Source organism: Brevundimonas sp. FV1ye7S, from assembly GCF_058680995.1.
Map to the genome: position 1 here is coordinate 3,073,302 of NZ_CM178726.1, position 20,396 is coordinate 3,093,697.

20 protein-coding genes are annotated in these 20,396 nt (G+C 70.3%); 8 read left to right on the forward strand and 12 right to left on the reverse strand.

Annotated elements, in window-relative coordinates:
- The first annotated feature begins 3 nt into the window (after positions 1-3).
- From ACW18C_RS14955 to ACW18C_RS14990, 8 genes are all read left to right on the forward strand, one after another.
- On the forward strand, positions 4-858 hold the full coding sequence (locus tag ACW18C_RS14955) for a GNAT family N-acetyltransferase (protein ID WP_492071746.1): 855 nt from the start codon (positions 4-6) through the stop codon (positions 856-858).
- Positions 855-1,313, forward strand: a complete 459-nt coding sequence (gene tsaE / locus ACW18C_RS14960) for a tRNA (adenosine(37)-N6)-threonylcarbamoyltransferase complex ATPase subunit type 1 TsaE (RefSeq protein WP_492071748.1) — start codon at positions 855-857, stop codon at positions 1,311-1,313. Before ACW18C_RS14955 ends, tsaE begins: the two co-directional genes overlap by 4 nt.
- Positions 1,300-2,397 (forward strand): N-acetylmuramate/N-acetylglucosamine kinase AmgK, encoded by a 1,098-nt coding sequence (gene amgK / locus ACW18C_RS14965; RefSeq protein WP_492071750.1) that lies wholly within the window; start codon positions 1,300-1,302, stop codon positions 2,395-2,397. Before tsaE ends, amgK begins: the two co-directional genes overlap by 14 nt.
- On the forward strand, positions 2,394-3,110 hold the full coding sequence (gene murU, locus ACW18C_RS14970; protein WP_492071752.1) for an N-acetylmuramate alpha-1-phosphate uridylyltransferase MurU: 717 nt from the start codon (positions 2,394-2,396) through the stop codon (positions 3,108-3,110). Before amgK ends, murU begins: the two co-directional genes overlap by 4 nt.
- The gene (addB, locus tag ACW18C_RS14975; protein WP_492071753.1) at positions 3,107-6,172 is read left to right on the forward strand and encodes a double-strand break repair protein AddB; all 3,066 of its coding nucleotides are present in this window, start codon (positions 3,107-3,109) and stop codon (positions 6,170-6,172) included. The genes murU and addB overlap by 4 nt, the downstream gene beginning before the upstream one ends.
- Complete coding sequence (gene addA, locus ACW18C_RS14980) at positions 6,169-9,603, forward strand: double-strand break repair helicase AddA (RefSeq protein ID WP_492071755.1); 3,435 nt, start codon at positions 6,169-6,171, stop codon at positions 9,601-9,603. The genes addB and addA overlap by 4 nt, the downstream gene beginning before the upstream one ends.
- Before the next feature lie 117 nt (positions 9,604-9,720).
- Entirely contained in the window at positions 9,721-10,056 is a 336-nt protein-coding gene (trxA, locus tag ACW18C_RS14985; protein ID WP_008259544.1) for a thioredoxin, read from the forward strand.
- A 73-nt stretch (positions 10,057-10,129) separates the two neighbouring features.
- Positions 10,130-10,315 (forward strand): hypothetical protein, encoded by a 186-nt coding sequence (locus ACW18C_RS14990; protein WP_008258864.1) that lies wholly within the window; start codon positions 10,130-10,132, stop codon positions 10,313-10,315.
- A 178-nt stretch (positions 10,316-10,493) separates the two neighbouring features.
- Here ACW18C_RS14990 and ACW18C_RS14995 read toward each other — a convergent pair whose 3' ends face one another.
- From ACW18C_RS14995 to ACW18C_RS15050, 12 genes are all read right to left on the reverse strand, one after another.
- Positions 10,494-11,780 carry a bifunctional folylpolyglutamate synthase/dihydrofolate synthase gene (locus ACW18C_RS14995; protein ID WP_492071758.1) on the reverse strand — a complete coding sequence of 429 codons (1,287 nt, stop codon included), beginning with the start codon at positions 11,778-11,780 and terminating at the stop codon, positions 10,494-10,496.
- 5 nt (positions 11,781-11,785) lie between these two features.
- Positions 11,786-12,676, reverse strand: coding sequence for an acetyl-CoA carboxylase carboxyltransferase subunit beta (locus ACW18C_RS15000; RefSeq protein WP_008263130.1), 891 nt, complete (start codon positions 12,674-12,676; stop codon positions 11,786-11,788).
- Positions 12,677-12,686: 10 nt separating this feature from the next.
- A complete protein-coding gene (gene trpA / locus ACW18C_RS15005; protein ID WP_492071759.1) occupies positions 12,687-13,529 on the reverse strand; it encodes a tryptophan synthase subunit alpha in 843 nt (280 codons plus the stop codon).
- Entirely contained in the window at positions 13,526-13,978 is a 453-nt protein-coding gene (locus ACW18C_RS15010; RefSeq protein ID WP_492071760.1) for a hypothetical protein, read from the reverse strand. The genes trpA and ACW18C_RS15010 overlap by 4 nt, the downstream gene beginning before the upstream one ends.
- Entirely contained in the window at positions 13,975-15,177 is a 1,203-nt protein-coding gene (gene trpB, locus ACW18C_RS15015; protein WP_492074040.1) for a tryptophan synthase subunit beta, read from the reverse strand. The genes ACW18C_RS15010 and trpB overlap by 4 nt, the downstream gene beginning before the upstream one ends.
- A 77-nt stretch (positions 15,178-15,254) precedes the next feature.
- The gene (locus ACW18C_RS15020; RefSeq protein ID WP_492071761.1) at positions 15,255-15,896 is read right to left on the reverse strand and encodes a phosphoribosylanthranilate isomerase; all 642 of its coding nucleotides are present in this window, start codon (positions 15,894-15,896) and stop codon (positions 15,255-15,257) included.
- Positions 15,893-16,306 carry a type II toxin-antitoxin system VapC family toxin gene (locus tag ACW18C_RS15025; protein WP_040349200.1) on the reverse strand — a complete coding sequence of 138 codons (414 nt, stop codon included), beginning with the start codon at positions 16,304-16,306 and terminating at the stop codon, positions 15,893-15,895. Before ACW18C_RS15025 ends, ACW18C_RS15020 begins: the two co-directional genes overlap by 4 nt.
- Entirely contained in the window at positions 16,303-16,566 is a 264-nt protein-coding gene (locus ACW18C_RS15030; protein WP_050771588.1) for a type II toxin-antitoxin system Phd/YefM family antitoxin, read from the reverse strand. Before ACW18C_RS15030 ends, ACW18C_RS15025 begins: the two co-directional genes overlap by 4 nt.
- Before the next feature lie 6 nt (positions 16,567-16,572).
- Complete coding sequence (locus tag ACW18C_RS15035; protein ID WP_492071762.1) at positions 16,573-17,328, reverse strand: pseudouridine synthase; 756 nt, start codon at positions 17,326-17,328, stop codon at positions 16,573-16,575.
- A 34-nt stretch (positions 17,329-17,362) separates the two neighbouring features.
- Positions 17,363-18,274 (reverse strand): class I SAM-dependent methyltransferase, encoded by a 912-nt coding sequence (locus tag ACW18C_RS15040; RefSeq protein ID WP_492071764.1) that lies wholly within the window; start codon positions 18,272-18,274, stop codon positions 17,363-17,365.
- 47 nt (positions 18,275-18,321) lie between these two features.
- Positions 18,322-19,122, reverse strand: coding sequence for an undecaprenyl-diphosphate phosphatase (locus ACW18C_RS15045; protein ID WP_492071765.1), 801 nt, complete (start codon positions 19,120-19,122; stop codon positions 18,322-18,324).
- 38 nt (positions 19,123-19,160) lie between these two features.
- Entirely contained in the window at positions 19,161-20,333 is a 1,173-nt protein-coding gene (locus ACW18C_RS15050) for a citrate synthase family protein (protein ID WP_040349889.1), read from the reverse strand.
- Positions 20,334-20,396 lie beyond the last annotated feature (63 nt).

Genomic DNA, 20,396 nt, shown 5'->3' on the forward strand with positions numbered 1-20,396 from the left:
TCCATGAATTCCGCCGCCCTTCCCCTCCGCCGCTCGCCCCATATCGTCGATGTCCTCATCGCCGAGCGCGCCCCGCGTCTGACCGCCTCTCCCTTCTGGCCGGTCGTGCGGCCGGCCCTGTATTCCGTGCTGAACTACAGGGCGGCGGTGCGGATGGCCGACGCCATCCAGAACCTGTCAGGCGCCGAGACCCTGAGCCACGTCTCGGACCTGCTGGACCTGAAGGTGTCCACCGCCCATCTGGACCGTTTGCCCGCGACCGGCCGGTGCGTCGTGGTCGCCAATCATCCCACCGGCATCGCCGACGGGGTGGCGGTCTATGACGCCGTCCGACAGCGCCGCCCCGACGCCATCTTCTTCGCCAACGCCGACGCCCTGCGCGTCTCGCCGCGTCTGACCGAGACAGTGATTCCCGTCGAATGGGTTCGCGACAAGCGCACCCGCGAAAAGACCCGCGCCACCCTGAACGCCGCCAAGGAGGCCTTCGAGGCCGAACGCTGCGTCGTCATGTTCCCCGCCGGCCGCCTGGCCCGCGAGAAGAACGGCGTCCTGACCGACCCCGAACGGGCACCGACCGCCGCCTCCTTGGCGCGCAAATACGGCGCTCCGGTCATTCCCATGCATGTCACCGGCCCCTACAGCCGGCTGTTCCACCTGTTCGACAAGGTCTCGCAGGAACTACGCGACGTGACCCTGTTCCACGAACTACTGAACAAGGCGGGCAAGCCGTTCGACATCGTGGTGGGCCGGCCGATCCCGCCCGAACATCTGGACGTGGACTCCGTAAAGGCCACTGTGGCCCTGAAACAGTTCACCGAACGCACCCTGGCCGCCGATCCCGACGCGGTGTTCCCATGAAGATCGAACTCCCCGACGCCGAGGCCACCACCCGTCTGGGCCACGCCATCGCCCCCCTGCTGGCGCCGGGCGACAGCCTGCTGCTGTACGGCCCGCTGGGCATGGGCAAGTCCACCCTGGCGCGCGGCCTGATCCGCGCCCTGACCACGCCGGACGAGGACGTGCCCAGCCCGACCTTCACCCTGGTCCAGTTCTATGAGAGCGACCCGCCCGTCGCCCATTTCGACCTCTATCGCCTGACCCGACCGGAAGAAGCGTTCGAGATCGGCCTGGACGACGCCCTGGACGAGGGCTGCGCAATCATCGAATGGCCCGAGCGTCTGGGCGAGGCGCCCGAGCGCTTCCTGGGGCCAGACCGGCTGGTCATCGAGATTTCCGAACACGGCGATGGCCGTGTTGCGACCGTTTCCGGCGCAGGCCGGTGGGAAGACCTGATCGACCATGTCCGTTTCTGACCGCGAACAGCTTCGCCTCGACTTCCTGGCCTCCGCCGGCCTGGCTGCGGCCGCGCGCGCCCCCTTGCCCGGCGACGCCTCGACGCGGCGCTACGAGCGGCTGACCACGCCGGGGGGCCCCACCCTGATGCTGATGGACCAGGCCCCGGCGGCCGAAAGCCCCCCCGCCGACCCGGCCTGGACGCCGCAGCAGCGTCAGGCCGCCGGCTGGAACGCCGTCGCCCGTCTGTCGGCCGGACGGATCGAGGCCTTCGCCGCCGTCGCCGCCCATCTGAAGGCGCTGGGCCTGTCCGCCCCTGAAATCCCGGCCCTCGACGCCCCCAACGGTCTGGCCGTGCTGGAGGATTTCGGCGACGCCCTGTTCGCCCGCGTCATCGAAGACGGCGCGGATGAGACGCCGCTGTATCTGACGGCCATCGAGGCCCTGGCCGCCCTACACGACGCCGGAAACCCGCCGCAGACCCTGCACGGCCCCGGCGGCGACTGGCCGCTCCTGACCTATGACGAGACGGCGCTCCAGGGCGGGGCGGATCTGTTCGTCGAATGGCTGCCCCGTCTGGACGACCGCGTCGCCTTCGACGCCGCCGCCGTGACGGCGTGGCGCGAGGCCTGGGCGCCCCTGGTCGCCTCGGGCGCGGGCGGCGCCTCGGTCATGGGCCACCGCGACTATCACGCCGAAAACCTGATCTGGCTGCCCGAGCGCGAGGGCCCTGCCCGCGTCGGCATGATCGACTTCCAGGACGCGGTCCGCGCCCACCCCTCCTGGGACCTGCACTCCCTGCTCCAGGACGCCCGCCGCGACGTGTCGCCGGCGCTGGAAGCCGAGGCCCTGGACCGCTATTTCGCCCTGCGGCCCCAGGTGGACCGCGCCGCCTTCATGGCCGACTACGCCGGGCTCGCCGCCCTGAACGAGGCGCGGATCATCGGCATCTTCGCCCGGCTGATCGCCCGCGACGGCAAGCCCCGTTACCGCCAGTTCCTGCCGCGCATGTGGCGGCATCTGAACGCCAATCTGGAACAGCCGGCCCTGGCCTCCGTCGCCCGCTGGTTCGACCGCCACGTCCCGGCCGAGGTGCGCGCATGACCGCTCCCAAGACCGCAATGGTGCTGGCCGCCGGCCTGGGCACCCGCATGCGTCCCCTGACCGACGACCGGCCCAAGGCCCTGGTCGAGGTCGGCGGCCGCGCCCTGATCGATCATGTTCTGGACCGGCTGGCCGAAGCCGGGGTCGAGACCGCCGTGGTCAATGTCCACTGGTTCGCCGACCGGCTGGAAGGTCATCTGACAGCGCGCGGACGCGGCCCGAAGATCATCATCTCCGACGAACGCGCCGAACTGCTGGAGACCGGCGGCGGACTGAAGAAGGCCCATCCATTGCTGGGCGAGGATCCCGTCTTCGTCGCCAATATCGACAGCGTCTGGATCGACAGAAGCGACGCCCTGACCGATCTGATCCGCCTGTGGAACCCGGACACGATGGACGCCGCCCTGCTGCTGGCCCGCCGCGAGGGCTCCATCGGCTTCGAGGGCGACGGCGACTTCTTCCTGGCCGACGATGGGAGACTGACCTTCCGCGGCGACGCCCCCTCCGCCCCCTTCGCCTATATGGGCGTGCACATCACCCGCCCCGGCTATGCCGACCACGGCCCTGACGGCCCCTTCTCCCTCAGCCCCCTGTGGCGCAAATCCGCCGCCGAAGGCCGTCTCTACGGCTGCGTCCTGGACGGCGACTGGATGCACGTCGGCGATCCCCAGGCGCGGGATCAGGCCGAGGCGAAACTGGCGGGAGACGCGTGAGCGCCTTCGATCCCTTCACGGCGGCCGGCCCCCGCTGGTACGCGATCCCCGCCCACCGGCCCTTCCTCGAAGATCTGGCCGCCGGCGTCCTGGCCTGGCTGGGCGATCTGCCGCCCGAAACCCTGTCCGACGCCACCATCCTGCTGCCCAACCGACGCGCCGCCCGCGCCTTCACCGGCGCCCTTTCGAAACTGTCGCAGGGACGCCCCATCCTGCTGCCCCAGGTCCGCCCGCTGGGCGATCTGGAGGAGGACGAGCCCCCCTTCACCCCCGGCGCCCTGGGCCTCGATCTGCCGCCCGCCATCCCCGCCCTGACCCGCCGGTTCGAGATGGCGCGGATGATCGTCGAGCAGTTCGACGATAGCCTGACGCCGATGCGCGCCCTGGATCTGGCGGATGCGCTCGGCGGTTTCCTCGATTCCTGCCAGCTGGAAGAGGTTCCGAACCCCGAACGGATCGCGACCCTGGTCGACGGCGAAATGGCCGAACACTGGGAACGGTCGGCAGAGTTCCTGGGCCTGGCGGTCGAGGCCTGGCCCAAACGCCTCGCCGAGCTGGGCCTGGTCGATCCCGCGTGGCGTCGCGCGACCCTGCTGCGCCGCCTGGCCGAACTGTGGGACCACACGCCCCCGACCCAGGCCGTGATCGCCGCCGGTTCGACCGGCACCGTCCCCGCCGCCGCCGACGTCCTGGGCGCCGTGGCCCGCGCGCCCCTGGGCTGTGTCGTTCTGCCCGGCCTCGATCTCGATCTGGATGCGGCGGTCTGGGACCGGCTGGACGAACAGCATCCGCAGAGCGCGATGAAACGACTGCTGGACCGGGTCGAGGTCGCCCGCGCCGATGTCCGCCCCTGGTTCGCCCCGTCCCAGCCCCCTGCCGCCCTCGCCCGTGGCCAGGCCCGCCAGCGCCTGGTCAACGAGGCCCTGCGCCCCGCCGAGGCCACCGACGACTGGCGCCGCGCCATCCGCGACCTTCGCTCGACCGCCGCCGCGCGCGGCGAGGCCCGCGACCCCATAGCCGAAGGCCTGCAAGGCCTGTCCCTGCTGACCGTCCGCGCCGAGGAAGAGGCCGCTGCCGCCATCGCCCTGATGATGCGCGAGACCCTCGAAACGCCCGGCAAGACCTGCGCCCTCGTCACGCCCGATCAGGCCCTGGGCCGCCGCGTCGCCGTCCGACTGGAACGCTGGGGCGTCATCCCGGATTCGTCGGCCGGCGCCCCCCTGTCCCGCCTGCCCGCCGGCGCCCTGGTCGATCTGTGCGCCCGCTGGATCGCCGATCCGGTCCAGCCCCATCTGCTGCTGGCGATCGTCAAACATCCGTTGGTCCGGTTCGACCTGGGCGACGCCCCTCAAGCCGCCGCCGTCGCCGCGCTGGAGGAACACGCCCTGCGCGGTCCTCGCCCGCGCGACTTCGCCGCCATCCGCCGTCGCCTGCTGGAGGCGGTCGAGCCGGACCGACGCGGCAAGGCTCCGCCCGAGTGGAAACGCGAACGCCTGTCGGCCGCCACCCGCCTGGTCGACCATCTGCAAACCACCGTCGAGGCGGCGACCGCCGCCTTCGCCCCCGACGCCGATCTGAACACGGCCGCCTCGGCCCTGACGCGCCTGATCGAGACCCTGGCCGGCCAGGACGCCTGGGCCGGCCCCGACGGCGAGGCCGCCGCCGCCCTCCTGTCCGGCCTGATCGAGGGCGGCGCCGCCCTGGGCCGCATCGACCGGGCCGACCTGGCCGAGCTGACCTCGTCCCTGGTGCGCGAGACCGTGGTCCGCACCGGGGGCGCCACCCATCCGTCGCTGCGGATACTGGGGGCCATCGAGGCCCGGCTGGTGCGCGCCGACCGGATGATCCTGGCCGGGCTGGAGGAAGGCGTCTGGCCCCAGGCCGCCCCGACCGACCCCTTCCTGTCGCGCCCGATGCGCAAGGCCCTGGGCCTGCCCCCGCCCGAACGCCGTCTGGGCCAGACCGCCCAGGACTTCGTCCAGGCCGCCTGCGCCGACGAAGTCATCCTGGTCCACAGCGAACGGCGCGGCGGCCAGCCCGCCGTGCGTTCGCGCTGGCTGTGGCGGCTGGAGATGCTGACGCGCGGCGCCGATGCGGCCGAGACGCCCGTCTCCATCGCCCGCCCGACCACCGTCCTCGACTGGGCCCGCGCCCTGGACGCACCCCCGCGCGGACCGCCGCGCTTCGCCAAACGACCCGAGCCGCGCCCGCCGGTGCACCGCCGTCCGCGCAGCCTCTATGTCACCCGCATCGAGCGCTGGGTGCGCGATCCCTACGCCATCTACGCCCTGTGGGTGCTGGGGCTGGAGGCGATGGACCGTCCCGGCGCCTCGGCTGAGGCCCTGGCGCGCGGCAACGCCGTCCACGCCGCCATCGAACGGCTGACGCTGGACTGGCCCGACGACCTGCCCGACGACTGCGAAACCATCCTGCACGACCATCTGTTACGCGAACTGGGCGCGCGCGGGTTCGAGGATGCGGCCATGGCCCGCGAGGCGCCCCTGGCCCGTAACTGCGCCCGCTGGCTGACGGACTTCGAACGCCGCCGCCGTGCGCGGGGCATCGACATCCTGGTCGAGCAACAGGGAACCATGACCTTCGACGCCCCCGCCGGCCCCTTCACCGTCAAGGCCTTCGCCGACCGGATCGAGCTGGCCTCGGACGGGGCGGCGGTGATGGACTTCAAGACCGGCGCAGCCCCCAGCGCCAAACAGGTCAAGTCCGGCTTCGCCCCACAACTGACCCTGACCGCCGCCATCCTGTCCGACGGCGGGTTTGAGCGCACCAACGGCCCGGTCACGCCCGACGAACTGACCTATGTCCGGGTGGTCGGGCGCAAGACGGCGGGCGAGGTCATCACCCGCGCCTCGGGCGCCGAGGCGGCCGACCTGGCCCAGGCGGCGCTCGAGGGACTGAAGCGCCGCGTCGCCCGCTTCGACGACGAGAACACCCCTTACGTCTCCTGGGCCGCGCCCCAGTTCATGGGCAACCAGGGCGGCAACTACGACCATCTGGCCCGCGTCTGGGAATGGTCGGTGATCGGCGACGGGGACGAAGAATGAGCGTGTCCCCCCAGATCGTCGCGGCCGATCCGCGCCTGACCGTCTTCGTCACCGCCAACGCCGGCTCGGGCAAGACCACCACCCTGGTCAACCGGGTGGCGCGGCTGCTGCTGGACCAGGTCGATCCCGGCGCCATCCTGTGCGTCACCTATACCAAGGCCGCGGCCGCCGAGATGCAGGCCCGGCTGTTCGACCAGTTGGGCGGCTGGGCCGTGCTGGACGACGCCGCCCTGTCGCGCGAACTGGCTAGGCTGGACGAGGGGGATCCGCAGACGATGGATCACGCGGCGCTTTCCCGCGCCCGCAAACTGTTCGCCCGCGCGCTGGAGACGCCGGGCGGGTTGAAGATCCAGACCATCCACGCCTTCTGCGAAAAACTGCTGCGCCGCTTCCCGCTCGAGGCCGGGGTCTCGCCCCGCTTCACCGTGCTGGAAGACCAGGCCGCCACCGCCCTCAGCCATGCCGCGCGCGAAGACCTGGCCCGCGCCGCCGTCGTCGCCCCGGACGGCCCCATCGGCCTGGCCTACAGCCATTTCGCCGTCGAACTGGACTGGCAGAGGTTCCAGGCCCTGCTGTCGATGATCGAGGCCAAGCGCGCCGACCTGCTGGACTATATCGACCGGGCTGAGGCCGGAACCGCGCCCGACCCTTACGCCCTCACCGGCGCCGAGCCCGACCGCAGTCCCGAAGAGCTGGAACAGGACTTCGTCGCCTGGATCGATCCCGCCGAATGGAACCGCATGGCCGAGGCCATGGAGACAGGCTCAACCAACGACCGCAAGATCGCCGACGCCATGAGCGTGGCCGCGCCCCCCTACGCCGGGTTCGCGGCCCTGGCCGGGGTCTTCTGCACCCAGGCAGGCGAGCCCCGAAAGAGCATGGGCACCAAGTCGGCGCCGCAAGGGGCGGTCGGCTGGCTGGTCGATCTGCAAACCCAATTCCTCGCCACCCGCGAGGCCCTGCGCAAGGCGCGGATCGCCGACGACACGATCAAGGTCCTGACCCTGGCCCGCGCCCACGCCGCCTTCTACGAGGCCGCAAAGGCCCAGCGCGGCGCCCTGGACTTCCCCGACCTGGTCGCCCGCGCCGCCGCCCTTCTGACCCGCAGCGGGGCCGCCGCCTGGGTGCTGTACAAGCTGGACGGCGGGGTCGATCACGTCCTGATCGACGAGGCCCAGGACACCGCCCCCGAACAATGGGCCATCGTCCGCGCCCTGACCGGAGAATTCTATTCCGGCCAAGGTTCACCCAATCGGGCCTCGGGCCGCACCGTCTTCGCCGTCGGCGACGAGAAACAGTCGATCTACTCCTTCCAGGGCGCCCGGCCGGAGCGTCTGCGCCAGGAACGGGCCGACTTCCTGGCCCTGGCCGAGGGCGCCGGCGAACCCTTCGCCGGGCCCGAGCTGAACACCTCCTACCGTTCGACCGAAGAAGTGCTGACCTTCGTCGACGCCGTCTTCGCCGATCCCGACCGCACCCGCGCCCTGACCGGCCCCCAGGGCGACATCGCCCGTCACATCCCCGCGCGGGTCGGCCAGCATGGCTCCATCGACCTGTGGCCCCTGTTCCTCGACGAGCCTGCGCCCGAGACCGACGCCTGGGACGATCCGGTCGATCAGGAAAGCGCCGGCAGCGCCCGCAAACGCCTGGCCCGCGACCTGGCCCGCGAGATCCGCCGCCAGGTCGAAAGCGGCCTCGCCGTCTTCGACAGCCGCACCCGCGATCTCCGCCCCGCCGGCTACGGCGACTACATCGTCCTGGTCCGCCGTCGCGACGCCACCTTCGAAGAGATCATTCGCGCCCTGAAGACCGAGGGCGTCCCCGTCGCCGGGGCCGACCGGCTGAAACTGTCCAGCCATATCGTCTTCGACGACCTGATCGCCCTGGCCCGGTTTGCGCTCTTCCCCGACGACGACCTGTCCCTGGCCGAGGTGCTGCGCAGCCCCCTGTGCGACGTGGACGAGGACGGCCTCTACGCCCTGGCCGGCCGCGAGAACCGCAAGTCCGGCCAGCTGTGGCGCGACCTGCGCGACCGGGCGCACGAACGCCCCGAATGGACCCGCGCCCGCGACGCGCTTCAGGCCGCCGTCGATGCACGCGGCGGCGATCCATTCACCTTCTTCTCCCAGGCCCTGAACCGCGTGGACGACACGGGCCGTTCGGGCCGCGCCCGAATCCTGGCCCGGCTGGGCCGCGAGGCGGAAGAGGCCGTCGACGAAACCCTGAACCAGGTCCTGGCGGCCGAGAACCGCGGCGCGATCGACCTGGAAACCTGCCTGGCCCAGCTGGAGGCCGCCGACGTCGAGGTGAAGCGCGAACTGGAGGGGGCGCGCGGCGAGGTCCGCGTCATGACCGTCCACGGCGCCAAGGGGCTGGAGGCGCCCATCGTCATCCTGCCCGACACCACGATGAAGGCGAAGGCGCAGGGGCCGTCCCTGATGCCCGCCGTCACGCCCGAGGGCGAAGGCGAATCCTGGCTGATGGCCCCGGGTTCGGCCAAGGACGACTGCCCCGCCTCGGCCGACGCCCGCGCGGCGCGCCAGGCCCGCACCGACGACGAGACCCTGCGCCTGCTCTATGTCGCCCTGACCCGCGCCCGCGACCGGGTCATCGTCATGGGCCGCGCCTCCAGCCGGGGCGCCGAACCCGGCAGCTGGTGGTCGGTGATCGAGGAGACCTTCGACCGGCTGGGGGATCAGGTTCGCGAGCTCGACAACGGCGTCCGCCGCTTCGGCGTCGATCCCGAACGCCGCCCCGTCGCCACAGCCGTCGCTCAATCGGCCGACGCCCTTCCCGCCTGGGCCGCCGTCCCGCCCCCGCCCGACGCCGCCGCCCGCTTCGCCGCGCCGTCGCGGATGGAGGGCTCGATCCGCATCCCCGCCCCCTCGCCCCTGGCGCGCAGCGCGGCCGGCGGCGCATCGCTGGGCCGGTTCCGCCGCGGCGACCTGATCCACCGGCTGCTGGAGCGCCTGCCCGAGATCGCGCCCGCCGACCGCCCCGACGCCGCCCGACGCCTTCTGGCGCGCGAGACCGACCTCGACGACGCCCAGCGCGCTGAGATGATCGCCGCCGCCTTCTCGGTGCTGGACGACGCCCGTTTCGCCCCCGTCTTCGGCCCCGGCTCGCGCGCCGAGGTCGCCTTGACCGGCGCCCTGCCGGGCCCGTCGAGCGTGGCGATCAACGGCCGCATCGACCGGCTGGTGGTCACGCCCGACCGGGTGCTCGTGATCGACTACAAGACCAACCGCCCCGCCCCCGACGCCCTGGACCGGGTCGATCCCGCCTATGTGCTTCAGGCCGCCGTCTATGTCGCCGTCCTGAAACGCCTCTACCCCGACCGCCCGGTCGAAGCCGCCCTGGTCTGGACCGATGGCCCTAAACTGATGCCGATCCCGCAGGCCATGCTGGACGCGGCGTTGGCGAACAGTTGAATTGCCCGCGATTCGCTCCCACATCTGCCTCCGAACCCGGACGCTCCGGCCAACATCAACATGCGCTCAAGCAGCGAGGCCCCGCGGGCCGAGCGACAGCGCCCCAAGGAGCCATTCATGGCGACTGTAAAAGTCACGGACGAAAGCTTTGACGCCGACGTTCTGAAATCCTCCACCCCCGTCCTGGTCGACTTCTGGGCCGAATGGTGCGGCCCCTGCAAACAGATCGGCCCGGCGCTGGAACAGATCGCCGACGAACTGGGCGGTCAGGTCACCGTGGCCAAGATCAATATCGACGACAGTCCCATGACCCCGTCCAAGCTCGGCGTGAAGGGCATCCCCACCCTGATGCTGTTCAAGGACGGCCAGATGACCTCGATGAAGGTCGGCGCCATGCCCAAGGGCAAGATCGTGGAATGGCTGGCCGAGGCCGGCGTCAAGGCCGACGCCTGATCGTCTCGCTCCATTGAAGATCAAGCGCCCGCTGGTTCCGACCGGCGGGCGTTTTTCATGCTAGGAGAGTCTCATGAGCGACGAAGACACACCGATCCCGGCTGACGACATCCCCGGCGAAACCCCCGTCCAGCGCGCCCTGCGCCTGAAGAAGGCGGCGCTCGACGCCCGTCCCCAGGCCCCGCGCGGCGGCCGGTTCCAGCGCGAACAGAACGCCCGCATCGCCGCCGGCAAGTCCCGCCCCTGGATGAGCAAGTAAGGCCAGCACACCAGACTCTCCCTCCCCCTGCGGGGGAGGGGGGCGGAGGCGTAGCCGGAGCCGGGTGGGAACGGCAGGGCGACACATCACAAGTCAGATCAGTGCGCTTTTGCCTTGCCGCCCCCACCCCGTCGCTGCGCGACGCCCCTCCCCCGCAGGGGGAGGGAGAAATCGGCGCTTACTCCGGCCAGGTCTCGCGGCTGGCCCCCAGCACCTCGCCGGCCAGATATAGCGACCCGCAGATCGCCACCCGCCCCGCGCCGAACCGCAGCGCCAGATCCAGCGCCTCGCCGACCGATCCCGCCGGCGTCGCCGCCAGCCCGTGCCCGCGCGCCACCGCCGCCAGGGCCGCCGGCTCGGCCGCCGCCCCGTCGAAGTCGACCGTGAAAACCGTTGCGCCCGTGTCCTTCAAGGCGGCGAAAAAACCACCCGCGTCCTTGTTCGCCAGCATGCCGCAGATCAGGGCCAGCGGACGCGGCGCCCGCGTCTGACGCTCGGCCAGAAACGCCGCCAGCGCCCGCCCGGCGTGGGGATTATGCCCCCCGTCCAGCCACAGTTCGGCGTCGGCCGCCTTGGCCGCCTCGCCATACGGGCCGGCCGAAATCCTCTGCAGCCGCGCGGGCCAGCGCACGGCCTTCAGCCCCTGCGCGATCGCCGCCTCGGGCAGGTCCAGCTCCAGGGCCGCCGCCACGGCCACGCCCGCATTGTCGATCTGGTGCGCGCCCGCCAGGCCCGGCGCCGGCAGGTCCAGGAACCGTTCCTGGTTCTGGAACACCATCCCGCCCCGCTCGGCCCAGGCGTCGAAATCCACGCCCATGACCGTCAGCGGCGCATGGACCGCCTGGGCGGCGCGTTCGATGGCGGCCATGGCCGCCTCCTGCTGGCGTGCGATCACGCCCGGCGCCCCCGCCTTCAGCACCCCGGCCTTCTCCGCCGCAATCCCGGCCAGGTCCGTGCCCAGGAACTCCGCATGGTCGTAGTCGACCGGGGCGATCACGCTCAGCAGCGGCCGTTCGATCACATTGGTGGCGTCCAGCACCCCGCCCAGCCCGACCTCGACGATGGCCAGGTCGGCCGGCGTCTCGGCCATGGCCAGGAAGGCGGCGGCTGTGGTGCTCTCGAACACCGTCGCCTCGCTGCCCGTCTCGGCCATCGCGGCCTCGATCCGGTCCAGCACGGCGTTCAGCGCCTCGTCCTCAATCAGCCGACCGGCCAGCCGGATCCGCTCGTTGAACCGCACCAGATGGGGCGAGGTGTAGGCGTGCACCCTCAGCCCCGCCGCCTCGGCGATGGCCCGGATCATCGCGACCGTGGAGCCCTTGCCGTTCGTCCCCGCCACATGGACCACCGGCGGCAGTCTATGCTGTGGATCGCCCAGCGCCGCGCACAGGGCCTTCATCCGATCCAGCGACAGATCGATCCTCTGCGGATGTCGCGCGCGCAGCCGCGCGGAAATCGGATCCAAGGCCGTCAGGCCGCCTGGCGGTTTCCGCCCATCAGCATGGACAGGATCTGGCCCAGGACGCGCGGCAGGTCGGCGCGCACGACCACCCGGTCGACCATGCCCTTTTCCTGCAGATATTCGGCGCGCTGGAAGCCCGGCGGCAGTTTCTCGCGGATGGTGGCCTCGATCACGCGCGGACCGGCGAAGCCGATCAGGGCGCCCGGCTCAGCCAGATGCACGTCGCCCAGCATGGCGTAGGAGGCGGTGACGCCCCCCGTCGTCGGATCGGTCAGGACCACGGCGTAGGGCAGGGTCGCGGCCTTCAGCTCCTGGATGGCCAGGGTGGTGCGCGCCATCTGCATCAGCGACAGGGCGCCTTCCTGCATCCGCGCTCCGCCGGCGGCGGTGAAACAGACCATCGGAACCTTGCGGGCCACGGCCTCGCGCGCCGCCTTGATGAAGGCCTCGCCGGCCGCCATGCCCAGGGACCCGCCCATGAAGGTGAAGTCCTGGACGATCACCACGGCTTCCTGGCCGCCGACGACGCCATAGCCGATGGCCATGGTGTCCTTGCGCCCCGCCGCCTTGCGCGCGGCGCTCAGGCGGTCCTTGTACGGCTTGCCGTCCGAGAATTTCAGCGGGTCTTCCGGCACGTCCGGCGTGTCGATGGATTCATACTGGCCGCCGTCGAAGGTGGCTTTCAGCCGCGTCGGTGCGTCGATCCGCATGTGGCGGCCGGACGGCGTCACCCACAGCGAGGCCTCCAGGTCCGAGCGATACAGCATCTCGCCCGTATCGGGGTCCTTGACCCACAGATTGTCGGGGGTGTCGCGGCGCGAAACGATCTTGCGGACGCCGGGCGCGAAACGGCTCAGCCAGCCGCCGCGCTTTTCCTGGGGTTTGTTCTTGTCGACCATGGGCGGGCTCTTAGACGGTTTCCGTCAGGGATGCACCAGTCCGCACCGACCGAACCGCGTCGCCCAGCGCCTTGACCCGACCCAGTACGCGCGGCGCGACAACTTCGCCAGCCTCCAGCGCGGCGGCGACCTCGTCCACCAGGGCCGATCCCACCACAACGGCGTCAGCCACGCGGGCGATTTCGGCCGCCCGTTCCGGCGTCTTGACCCCGAAGCCGACCGCGACCGGCAGGCCGGACGCCTTGCGCACCCGCTCCACCGCCGGGGCCACCACCTCGGCGTTCGCCTCCTTGACGCCCGTCACGCCCGCGACGGCGACATAATAGACGAAGCCCGAGGTGCCCTGGACCACGATCTTCAGCCGTTCGTCGTCCGAGGTCGGCGTCGCCAGACGGATCAGCGAGATCGAGACCTTGTCCAGCGCTTCGATCAGCGGCCCGGCCTCTTCCGGCGGGCAGTCCACCACGATCAGCCCGTCGATGCCGCAGTCGGCCGCGTAGGCGGCGAAGGTGTCATAGCCCAGGCTCTCGATCGGGTTCAGATAGCCCATCAGGATGATCGGCGTGACGTCGTCGCCCTTACGGAACTCCCGCGCCAGATCCATGGTCGAACGCAGGCCGAAACCCGCCTTCATCCCCCGGATCGCCGCCCGCTGGATCGGCGGTCCCTCGGCCATCGGATCGCTGAACGGGAAGCCCAGTTCGATGATGTCAGCCCCGGCGGCGGGCAGGCCGCGCAGGATTTCCAGAGCCTCGTCCCGCGAGGGATCGCCCCCCATCACATAGGGAATAAAGGCCGCACGGCCCTCGGCCTTCAGCGCAGCGAAACAGGCGTCGATACGGGCGGTGGTCATTGCGGCGTGGTTTCCGAAGCGGGCTTCTCGGCGGCTGGCTGGGCGCAGACGTCGCCGGGCACGACGGCGAAGCCCAGATAGGCGGGCAGTTCGGCGACGGCGGTCTTGGTGGTGTCGTAGAAGGCGACCATCTGCATGCCGTCGCAGCCGCCGGCCTCGCGGCGCTTGACGAAGACCACGCGGTTCTCGTCGCCGCCCGCCGCCAGCCAGCCCTTGGTCGCGAGATCGGCGATATAGGCGTCGGCCAGGGCGCCGACCTGCCCCAGGGGCGCGGTGACGCACCAGGCCCGGCCGGTCAGGTTGTTCAGGCCGCCGCAATCCGGCGACAGTTGCGCGCCCGGAAGCAGGGCGACCTCGGCGGGCTGGACCTGTGCGGGCGCGGCCGTCTGGGCCTGAACGGCGGTCGAAAGGCTCAGCGCGGCGGTCGCCGCCAGAAAGCTGCGGATCACAGTTCCACTCCCAGATGTTTGGCGACCTGGAAGATGTCCTTGTCGCCCCGACCCGACATCAGCAGGACGACATCGCCGCCCTTGCCGACTTCGCGCGCCACTTCGCCCGTGCGCGCAAGCGCATGGGCCGGCTCCAGGGCCGGAATGATGCCTTCCAGCTTGGAGCACAGCTGGAAGGCCTCCAGCGCCTCATTGTCCGTCGCCGAGCGATACTCGGCCCGGCCGATGTCGTGCAGCCAGGCGTGTTCCGGCCCGATGCCCGGATAGTCCAGACCGGCCGAGATCGAATGGCCCTCGACGATGTTTCCGTCCTCGTCCTGCAAGAGATAGGTCCGGTTGCCGTGCAACACGCCCGACCGGCCGCCCTTCAGCGAGGCCGCGTGGTCCGGCGTATCCAGCCCATGGCCCGCCGCCTCGACCCCGATCAGCCGCACGGCCGCGTCGTCGATGAAGGGATGGAAGGCGCCGATGGCGTTCGATCCGCCGCCGATACAGGCCACGACGGCCTCGGGCAGCTTGCCCATCCGGGCCATCGACTGGGTCTTGATCTCCTTGCCAATCACCGACTGGAAATCGCGCACCATGGCTGGATAGGGGTGCGGACCCGCCGCCGTGCCGATGATGTAATAGGTGTCCGAGACATTGGTCACCCAGTCGCGCATCGCCTCGTTCATCGCGTCCTTCAGGGTCGCGGCGCCGGCCGTGACCGAGAAGACTTCCGAACCCAGCAGACGCATGCGGAACACGTTCGGCTGCTGCCGCTCGACGTCCACCGCGCCCATATAGACGGTGCAGGGCAGGCCGAACCGCGCCGACACCGTCGCGCTGGCCACCCCATGCTGACCGGCGCCGGTCTCGGCGATGATCCGCGTCTTGCCCATGCGGCGGGCCAGCAGGATCTGGCCCATGCAATTATTGATCTTGTGCGCGCCCGTATGGTTCAGGTCCTCGCGCTTCAGCCAGATCCGCGCGCCGCCGAAATGTTCGGTCAGCCGCTCCGCGTAATAAAGCGGGCTCTCGCGTCCGACATAATGGGTCAGGAAGCTGTCCAGCTCGGCCTGGAAGCTGGGGTCCGCCTTGGCCGCCTTATAGGCCGCGTCCAGCTCGTGGATCAGCGGCATCAGGGTCTCGGCCACGAACTGCCCGCCATAGGGCCCGAACCGGCCCTGCGCGTCCGGCCAGGCGTAGGCGTTGGACAACGGCTGGGCGGGATCAGGGGTCTGGATGGGGGTTTGAGCGTTCACGAGTCCAACTTTCACGCAGGGAGGCGTCGTAATTACGTCCGGCGCACGTTTTGGATGAAGGCCGCGATCCGGTCGGCGTCCTTAACACCCGGCGCGCTTTCGACGCCAGAGGACACATCCACCATCGGCGCCCCGGTAATCCGCAGCGCCTCGGCCACATTGTCGGGATTCAGCCCGCCCGCCAGGAACCAGGGATGGCGAAACGCCCGGTCCGCCAGCAGGGTCCAGTCGAAGCTGTGCCCCACCCCGCCCGGCAGCACCGAACCCTCCGGCGGCTTGGCGTCGAACATCAGGTGATCGGCGTGATAGTCCCAATCGTCGGCCGCGAAGAAGTCGTCGCCATGCCGGATCGGCAGGGCCTTGATCACCCCCGCCCCGGTCAGGGCCCGAACGCCTTCCGCCCTCGCCGGCGTCTCGGATCCGTGCAGTTGCACGAAATCCGGCCTCAGCGTCCGCGCGATCTCTTCCAGCAGGGCGTCGTCCGGATCGACCGTCACCGCCACGATCTTCGCCCGCCCCCGCGCCCGCTCGAACAGACGCGCCGCGGCTTCAGGCGCCAGATGGCGTGGGCTTTTGGGAAACACCACCGCCCCCACGAAATCCGCCCCGCCGTCCAGGGCGGCGTCCAGGGTGTCGGCGGTCGTCAGGCCGCAGATTTTGATAGCCGTCGTCATGGGATCACGACCTCTAGGCCGAGGTCGCAGGCCACTGCCGCCATATCCGCATCCAAGGTGGCGACGACGCAATCATTCCGCGCCGCGATCGCCAGATGCAAGGCGTCCGGCGCGCGCAGCCTTGCATCACTCCGAACCATCACACGCGCCTCCACGATGTCGCCGTCGATCACCGACAGAACTGTGCGCGTCTTCAACCACTGATCCAACTGCCGTTCCAAGGCGCGACGGTCCTTGTCGAGCAGATGTCGCATACGGCTCTTCACCGCGAGGGCTGAAGAAAACTCACTCAACGCCCAGCTGCTAAGCACGAAATCATCGACACCGGCGATCCAATCCAAAGCACGTGGCGTGTGCTTATCGGCGTGGAAAAGGGACACCAGGACGCTGGTGTCGAGATAGAGAGTCAAATCTCTTCATCCCGCATACGCCGGACCAGGGTGACGGAGTCCATGGGCGCTTCCGATTTGATGCGCACCTTTTCCAACCAGGCCATGTCGATGGGGCCGGATGTCGGGACGGCCGCCTTAGCAGGCTCAAGCCGCGCGACGGGGACGCCGCGCCGCGTGATGGTCACGGCCTCGCCCGCCAGCATGCGATCCAGCAGCTTGGGCAGGTTGTTTTTGGCTTCGGCGACGGAATAGCTGGACATGGCCATCAAGATAGCCATCAGGCGTCAAATGTCCATGACTTCGGTGCGGACGAAGATCGACGCAATCTCCTCCGGCGTCAGCAGCCGCCACTCCCCCGGCGCCAGATCGGCCGGCAAGGCCAACCCGCCCAGCCGTTCGCGGTGCAGGGTCTCGACGTGGTTGCCGGCGGCGGCGAACATGCGGCGCACCTGGTGATAGCGGCCCTCCGTCACCGTCAGCAGGGCCTCGGTCGGGGACACGACCTCCAGCACGGCCGGCGCCAGCGGCTTGTCCTCGCCCTCCAGCACCAGTTCGCCCGAGGCGAACAAGGCGCCTTCCGTCCCCGTCAACGGCCGCGCCAGCCCGGCGCGATACACCTTTGCCACATGGCGTTTGGGACTGATCACCCGGTGCAGCAGATCCCCGTCGTCGGTCAGCAGCAACAGGCCCGTGGTCTGCTTGTCCAGCCGTCCGATGGTCGAGATGGCCGGATCGCGCGACCGCCAGCGCCCCGGCAGGATGTCATAGACCAGCGCCCCCTCTTCCTTGTGCGAACAGGTCATGCCCAGCGGCTTGTTCAGCAGGATCACCAGACCCTGCACCGGATCCAGCGGCTCGCCGTCGATCTCCATCCGCGTCGGCAGGTCGCGCGTCACCGGGATCCGCCTGGACACATCCGTCAGATCCGCCCCGTCCAGCACGATCCCTCCGGCCTTGGCCATCCGCGCCATCTCGGCCCGCGACCCATAGCCCATCGACCCCAGCAGACGGTCGACGCGAGAGGTGGGGACTTTTTTCATGCGCTATCGCCCTTCGGGCTGCGTGAGCGCGGACTCACTTCACCGCCTCGAACAGCTTGTACCCGCCCGCATCCGCGACCAGCCGCACCCGGTTGAACGCCGTATTCAGCTCCGCCTCGTACGGCAGGTGCCGGTTCGCCACGATCCAGGCGACCCCGCCCTTCTTAAGCAGCTCCGCCGCCTTGCGGATAAAGGCCTGACCCAGCCGGCGATCCTCGGTCCCGCCGTCGTGGAAGGGCGGATTGCTGACGACGAAGTTCAGTTCGCCGTCCGCGGCCATCGTCCGCACATCGGCCCATTCGACGCTCGCGCGCGGATCTTCGACATTCTTCCGCGCCGCCTCGACCGCCCGGCGATCCAGGTCGATCAGCCGCAGCGACGTCACCGCCGCCGACCTCAGTGCCACCGTCGCCAGCGCCCCATAGCCGCAGCCCAGATCGACGCCCGCCCCCTTCAGCCCCGGCATATGCTGCGCCAGCAGGGCAGAGCCCGCATCGATCCGGTCCCAGGCGAAGATTCCTGGCTGCGACCAGGCCTCCAGCCCCGGCACGATCCGCGCCGCCCCCTCGGCTATGGCTTCATCGATCCCGGTCAGGGTCTCGGGCTTGATCACAATACAGCGGCGGTGGTGCGCCTTGGCCGTCTCGCCCACCTCGACGCCGAAGCCAGTCAGTTCTTTCTTCAGCCGCGACCCGCCCTTGTCCTTGAGCGCCATCACATCCAGCCGCCCTCCGACCTTCAGCGCCCTCAGCGCCAGGGCCAGCGCATAGCGCCGCTCCAACACGCCGGGCGGGGCGTAGATCATGATGTCGTCGACCGAGCCCTCGGGCACGCTCTCCAGCGCGGTCGAGCCGGGGATTAGAGGCGAGGTCTGGATCGCGGCGCCCGCTCCAGTGCTGGGAGGATCGAAGACGACCGGCGGTCGGCCGTAAAGAAGCGTGCTCATGCCCGCCCCTTAGAGGCAGACGCTGCAATTCGCCAGCGTCGCGGGACTCAGAACCCCGCCTGCAACAGCGCCAGCCCTACCACTCCAACCACGATCCGCCACCAGGCGAAGGGGCCGAAGCCGTGTTTGGACACGAAGTCCAGCAGGAACCGCACCACCACCAGCGCCGTCAGGAAGGCGGTCACGAAGCCCACCACGATCAGGCCGACGTCGCTGAAATCCAGCGTCTTGTGGTTCTTCAGCAGGTCATAGGCCACCGCCGCCCCCATGGTGGGCAGGGCCAGGAAGAAGCTGAACTCGGCCGCCGACCGCTTGTCGGTCTTCAGCAGCAGGCCGCCGGCGATGGTGGCGCCGGATCGCGACACGCCGGGGATCATGGCCAGGCACTGGAACAGGCCGATCAGGAAATAGACCCGCATCGGATAGGCGTTCGCGTCCAGCCACTGCGGCCGCTTGTCCATCCGGTCCAGCAGCAGCAGGAGGATCCCGCCGACGATCAGGGCGACGCACACCACCTGCGGCGTCTCGAACAGCACGGTCTTGATGAAGTCATAGGCCAGGAAGCCGATCACCACCGCCGGCGCGAACGCGACCAGCAGGCCGATCAGGAACCGCCGCGCCTCGGGATCAAAGGGCCAGCGGGTCGCCAGGGTCCACAGCCGCCGGAAATAGACACTGACGATGGCCAGCAGGGCGCCGAGCTGGATGACGATCTCGAACGTCTTGCCCGAGCTCTGAAAGCCCATGAAATGGCCGAGCAGAAGCATGTGGCCGGTGGAGGACACCGGTATGAACTCGGTCAGTCCTTCGACCAGACCGAGAATGATCGCTGCAAGCCAGTCAGACATGATATCCCCGTGGGGCCGGCCCGCCTGACCGAAAAACGTCAGTGGGAGCCCGGCTCGGGCCCCACATAGCGCAATCTCGCCCGGATAGGCGAGCCGTCCGCCGCCTGATCCACAGCATGGGCCAGAAGGCCGATCAGACGCCCCAGCATCAACAGGTCCCCCGCCCCCGTCGGACCCAGGTCCAGTCGGCGCGCCGTCAGGGCCAGGGCCAGACCGAAGCCCGGCGGCAGTCCGCCCGCCGCCTCGCCCTCGGTCCAGACCGCCTTCAGGTCCGCCGTCAGGTCCGCCGCATCCAACAGGGCGGGGGCGCGCGGATCGACCCGGCCGAATTCCGTATCCGCCGCGAAGCCCGGTGCGCACCCCTTCAGCCCGATCCAGCGCCGCGCCGCGCCGGTCGGATCGCGCCGCGCCTCGCCGACATAGGCCACGACATCGTCGATTTCCGTCAGCGGCGTCCCCCCCAGGGTGGTCGCGCCCGCCAGAACGGCGCCGGCCAGGGGCGCGCCCCCGCCCGCCGCCGCCCGCGTCGCCAGGACCGCGTCGTCCAGGCCGGCGTCGGCGCCCAGCACCAGGGCGCGACGGATCAGATGACTGTCGCGTTCGGCCGCCTTGAAGCCGCGCGCCAGCCGCTGGTGAAGATACAGGCGGGGTCCCGGCCCGGAGACGCTGTCCACCACCTCGCTCAGCAGAGAGGCGGCCTCGCGCTTGAGGCTGACGGGGTCATGGGTCCGAAGCGCCCGGTCCTCGATGGCGCGGCGCCCCAGCACGGCCAGGACCCGCCTCTGGGTCGATCCGCCGACGATGGGGTCGATGCGAGGCTTCAGATCGGCGAAGGGATTGGTCTCGCGGGCGTCCCACAGGGCGCGCGCCGCCGTCTCTATGGTCGCGGTCTCCGCCAGTTGCACCGCGTCCAGACCGCGATAGAACAGCCGACCGTCGGCGATCAGCGACACCGAGGACTGGATGTCCGCCTCGCCCCGCGCCGCCGCCCCCATGACCGGCGCCCGCACTTCGGGGCCGTCCGCCTCGGCGCCGCCCTCGCCGCACAGCCGCGCCACGTCGGAGACGGCGTACAGACTGCGTCGGGGATCGGTGGGATCGGGTCGGGCGGCGATCCGGCCGCGACTGACATAGGCGTACAGGGTCTGGGCCTTGACCCCAAGCCGGGTCAGGGCCTCGCTCCGCGCGATCCAGCGTTCGTCAGCGCTCATGTCGTCCCCACGACTGATGCCCATCAACTATGTACGGCGTTCGACATAGCGCCGTTGTGTGTC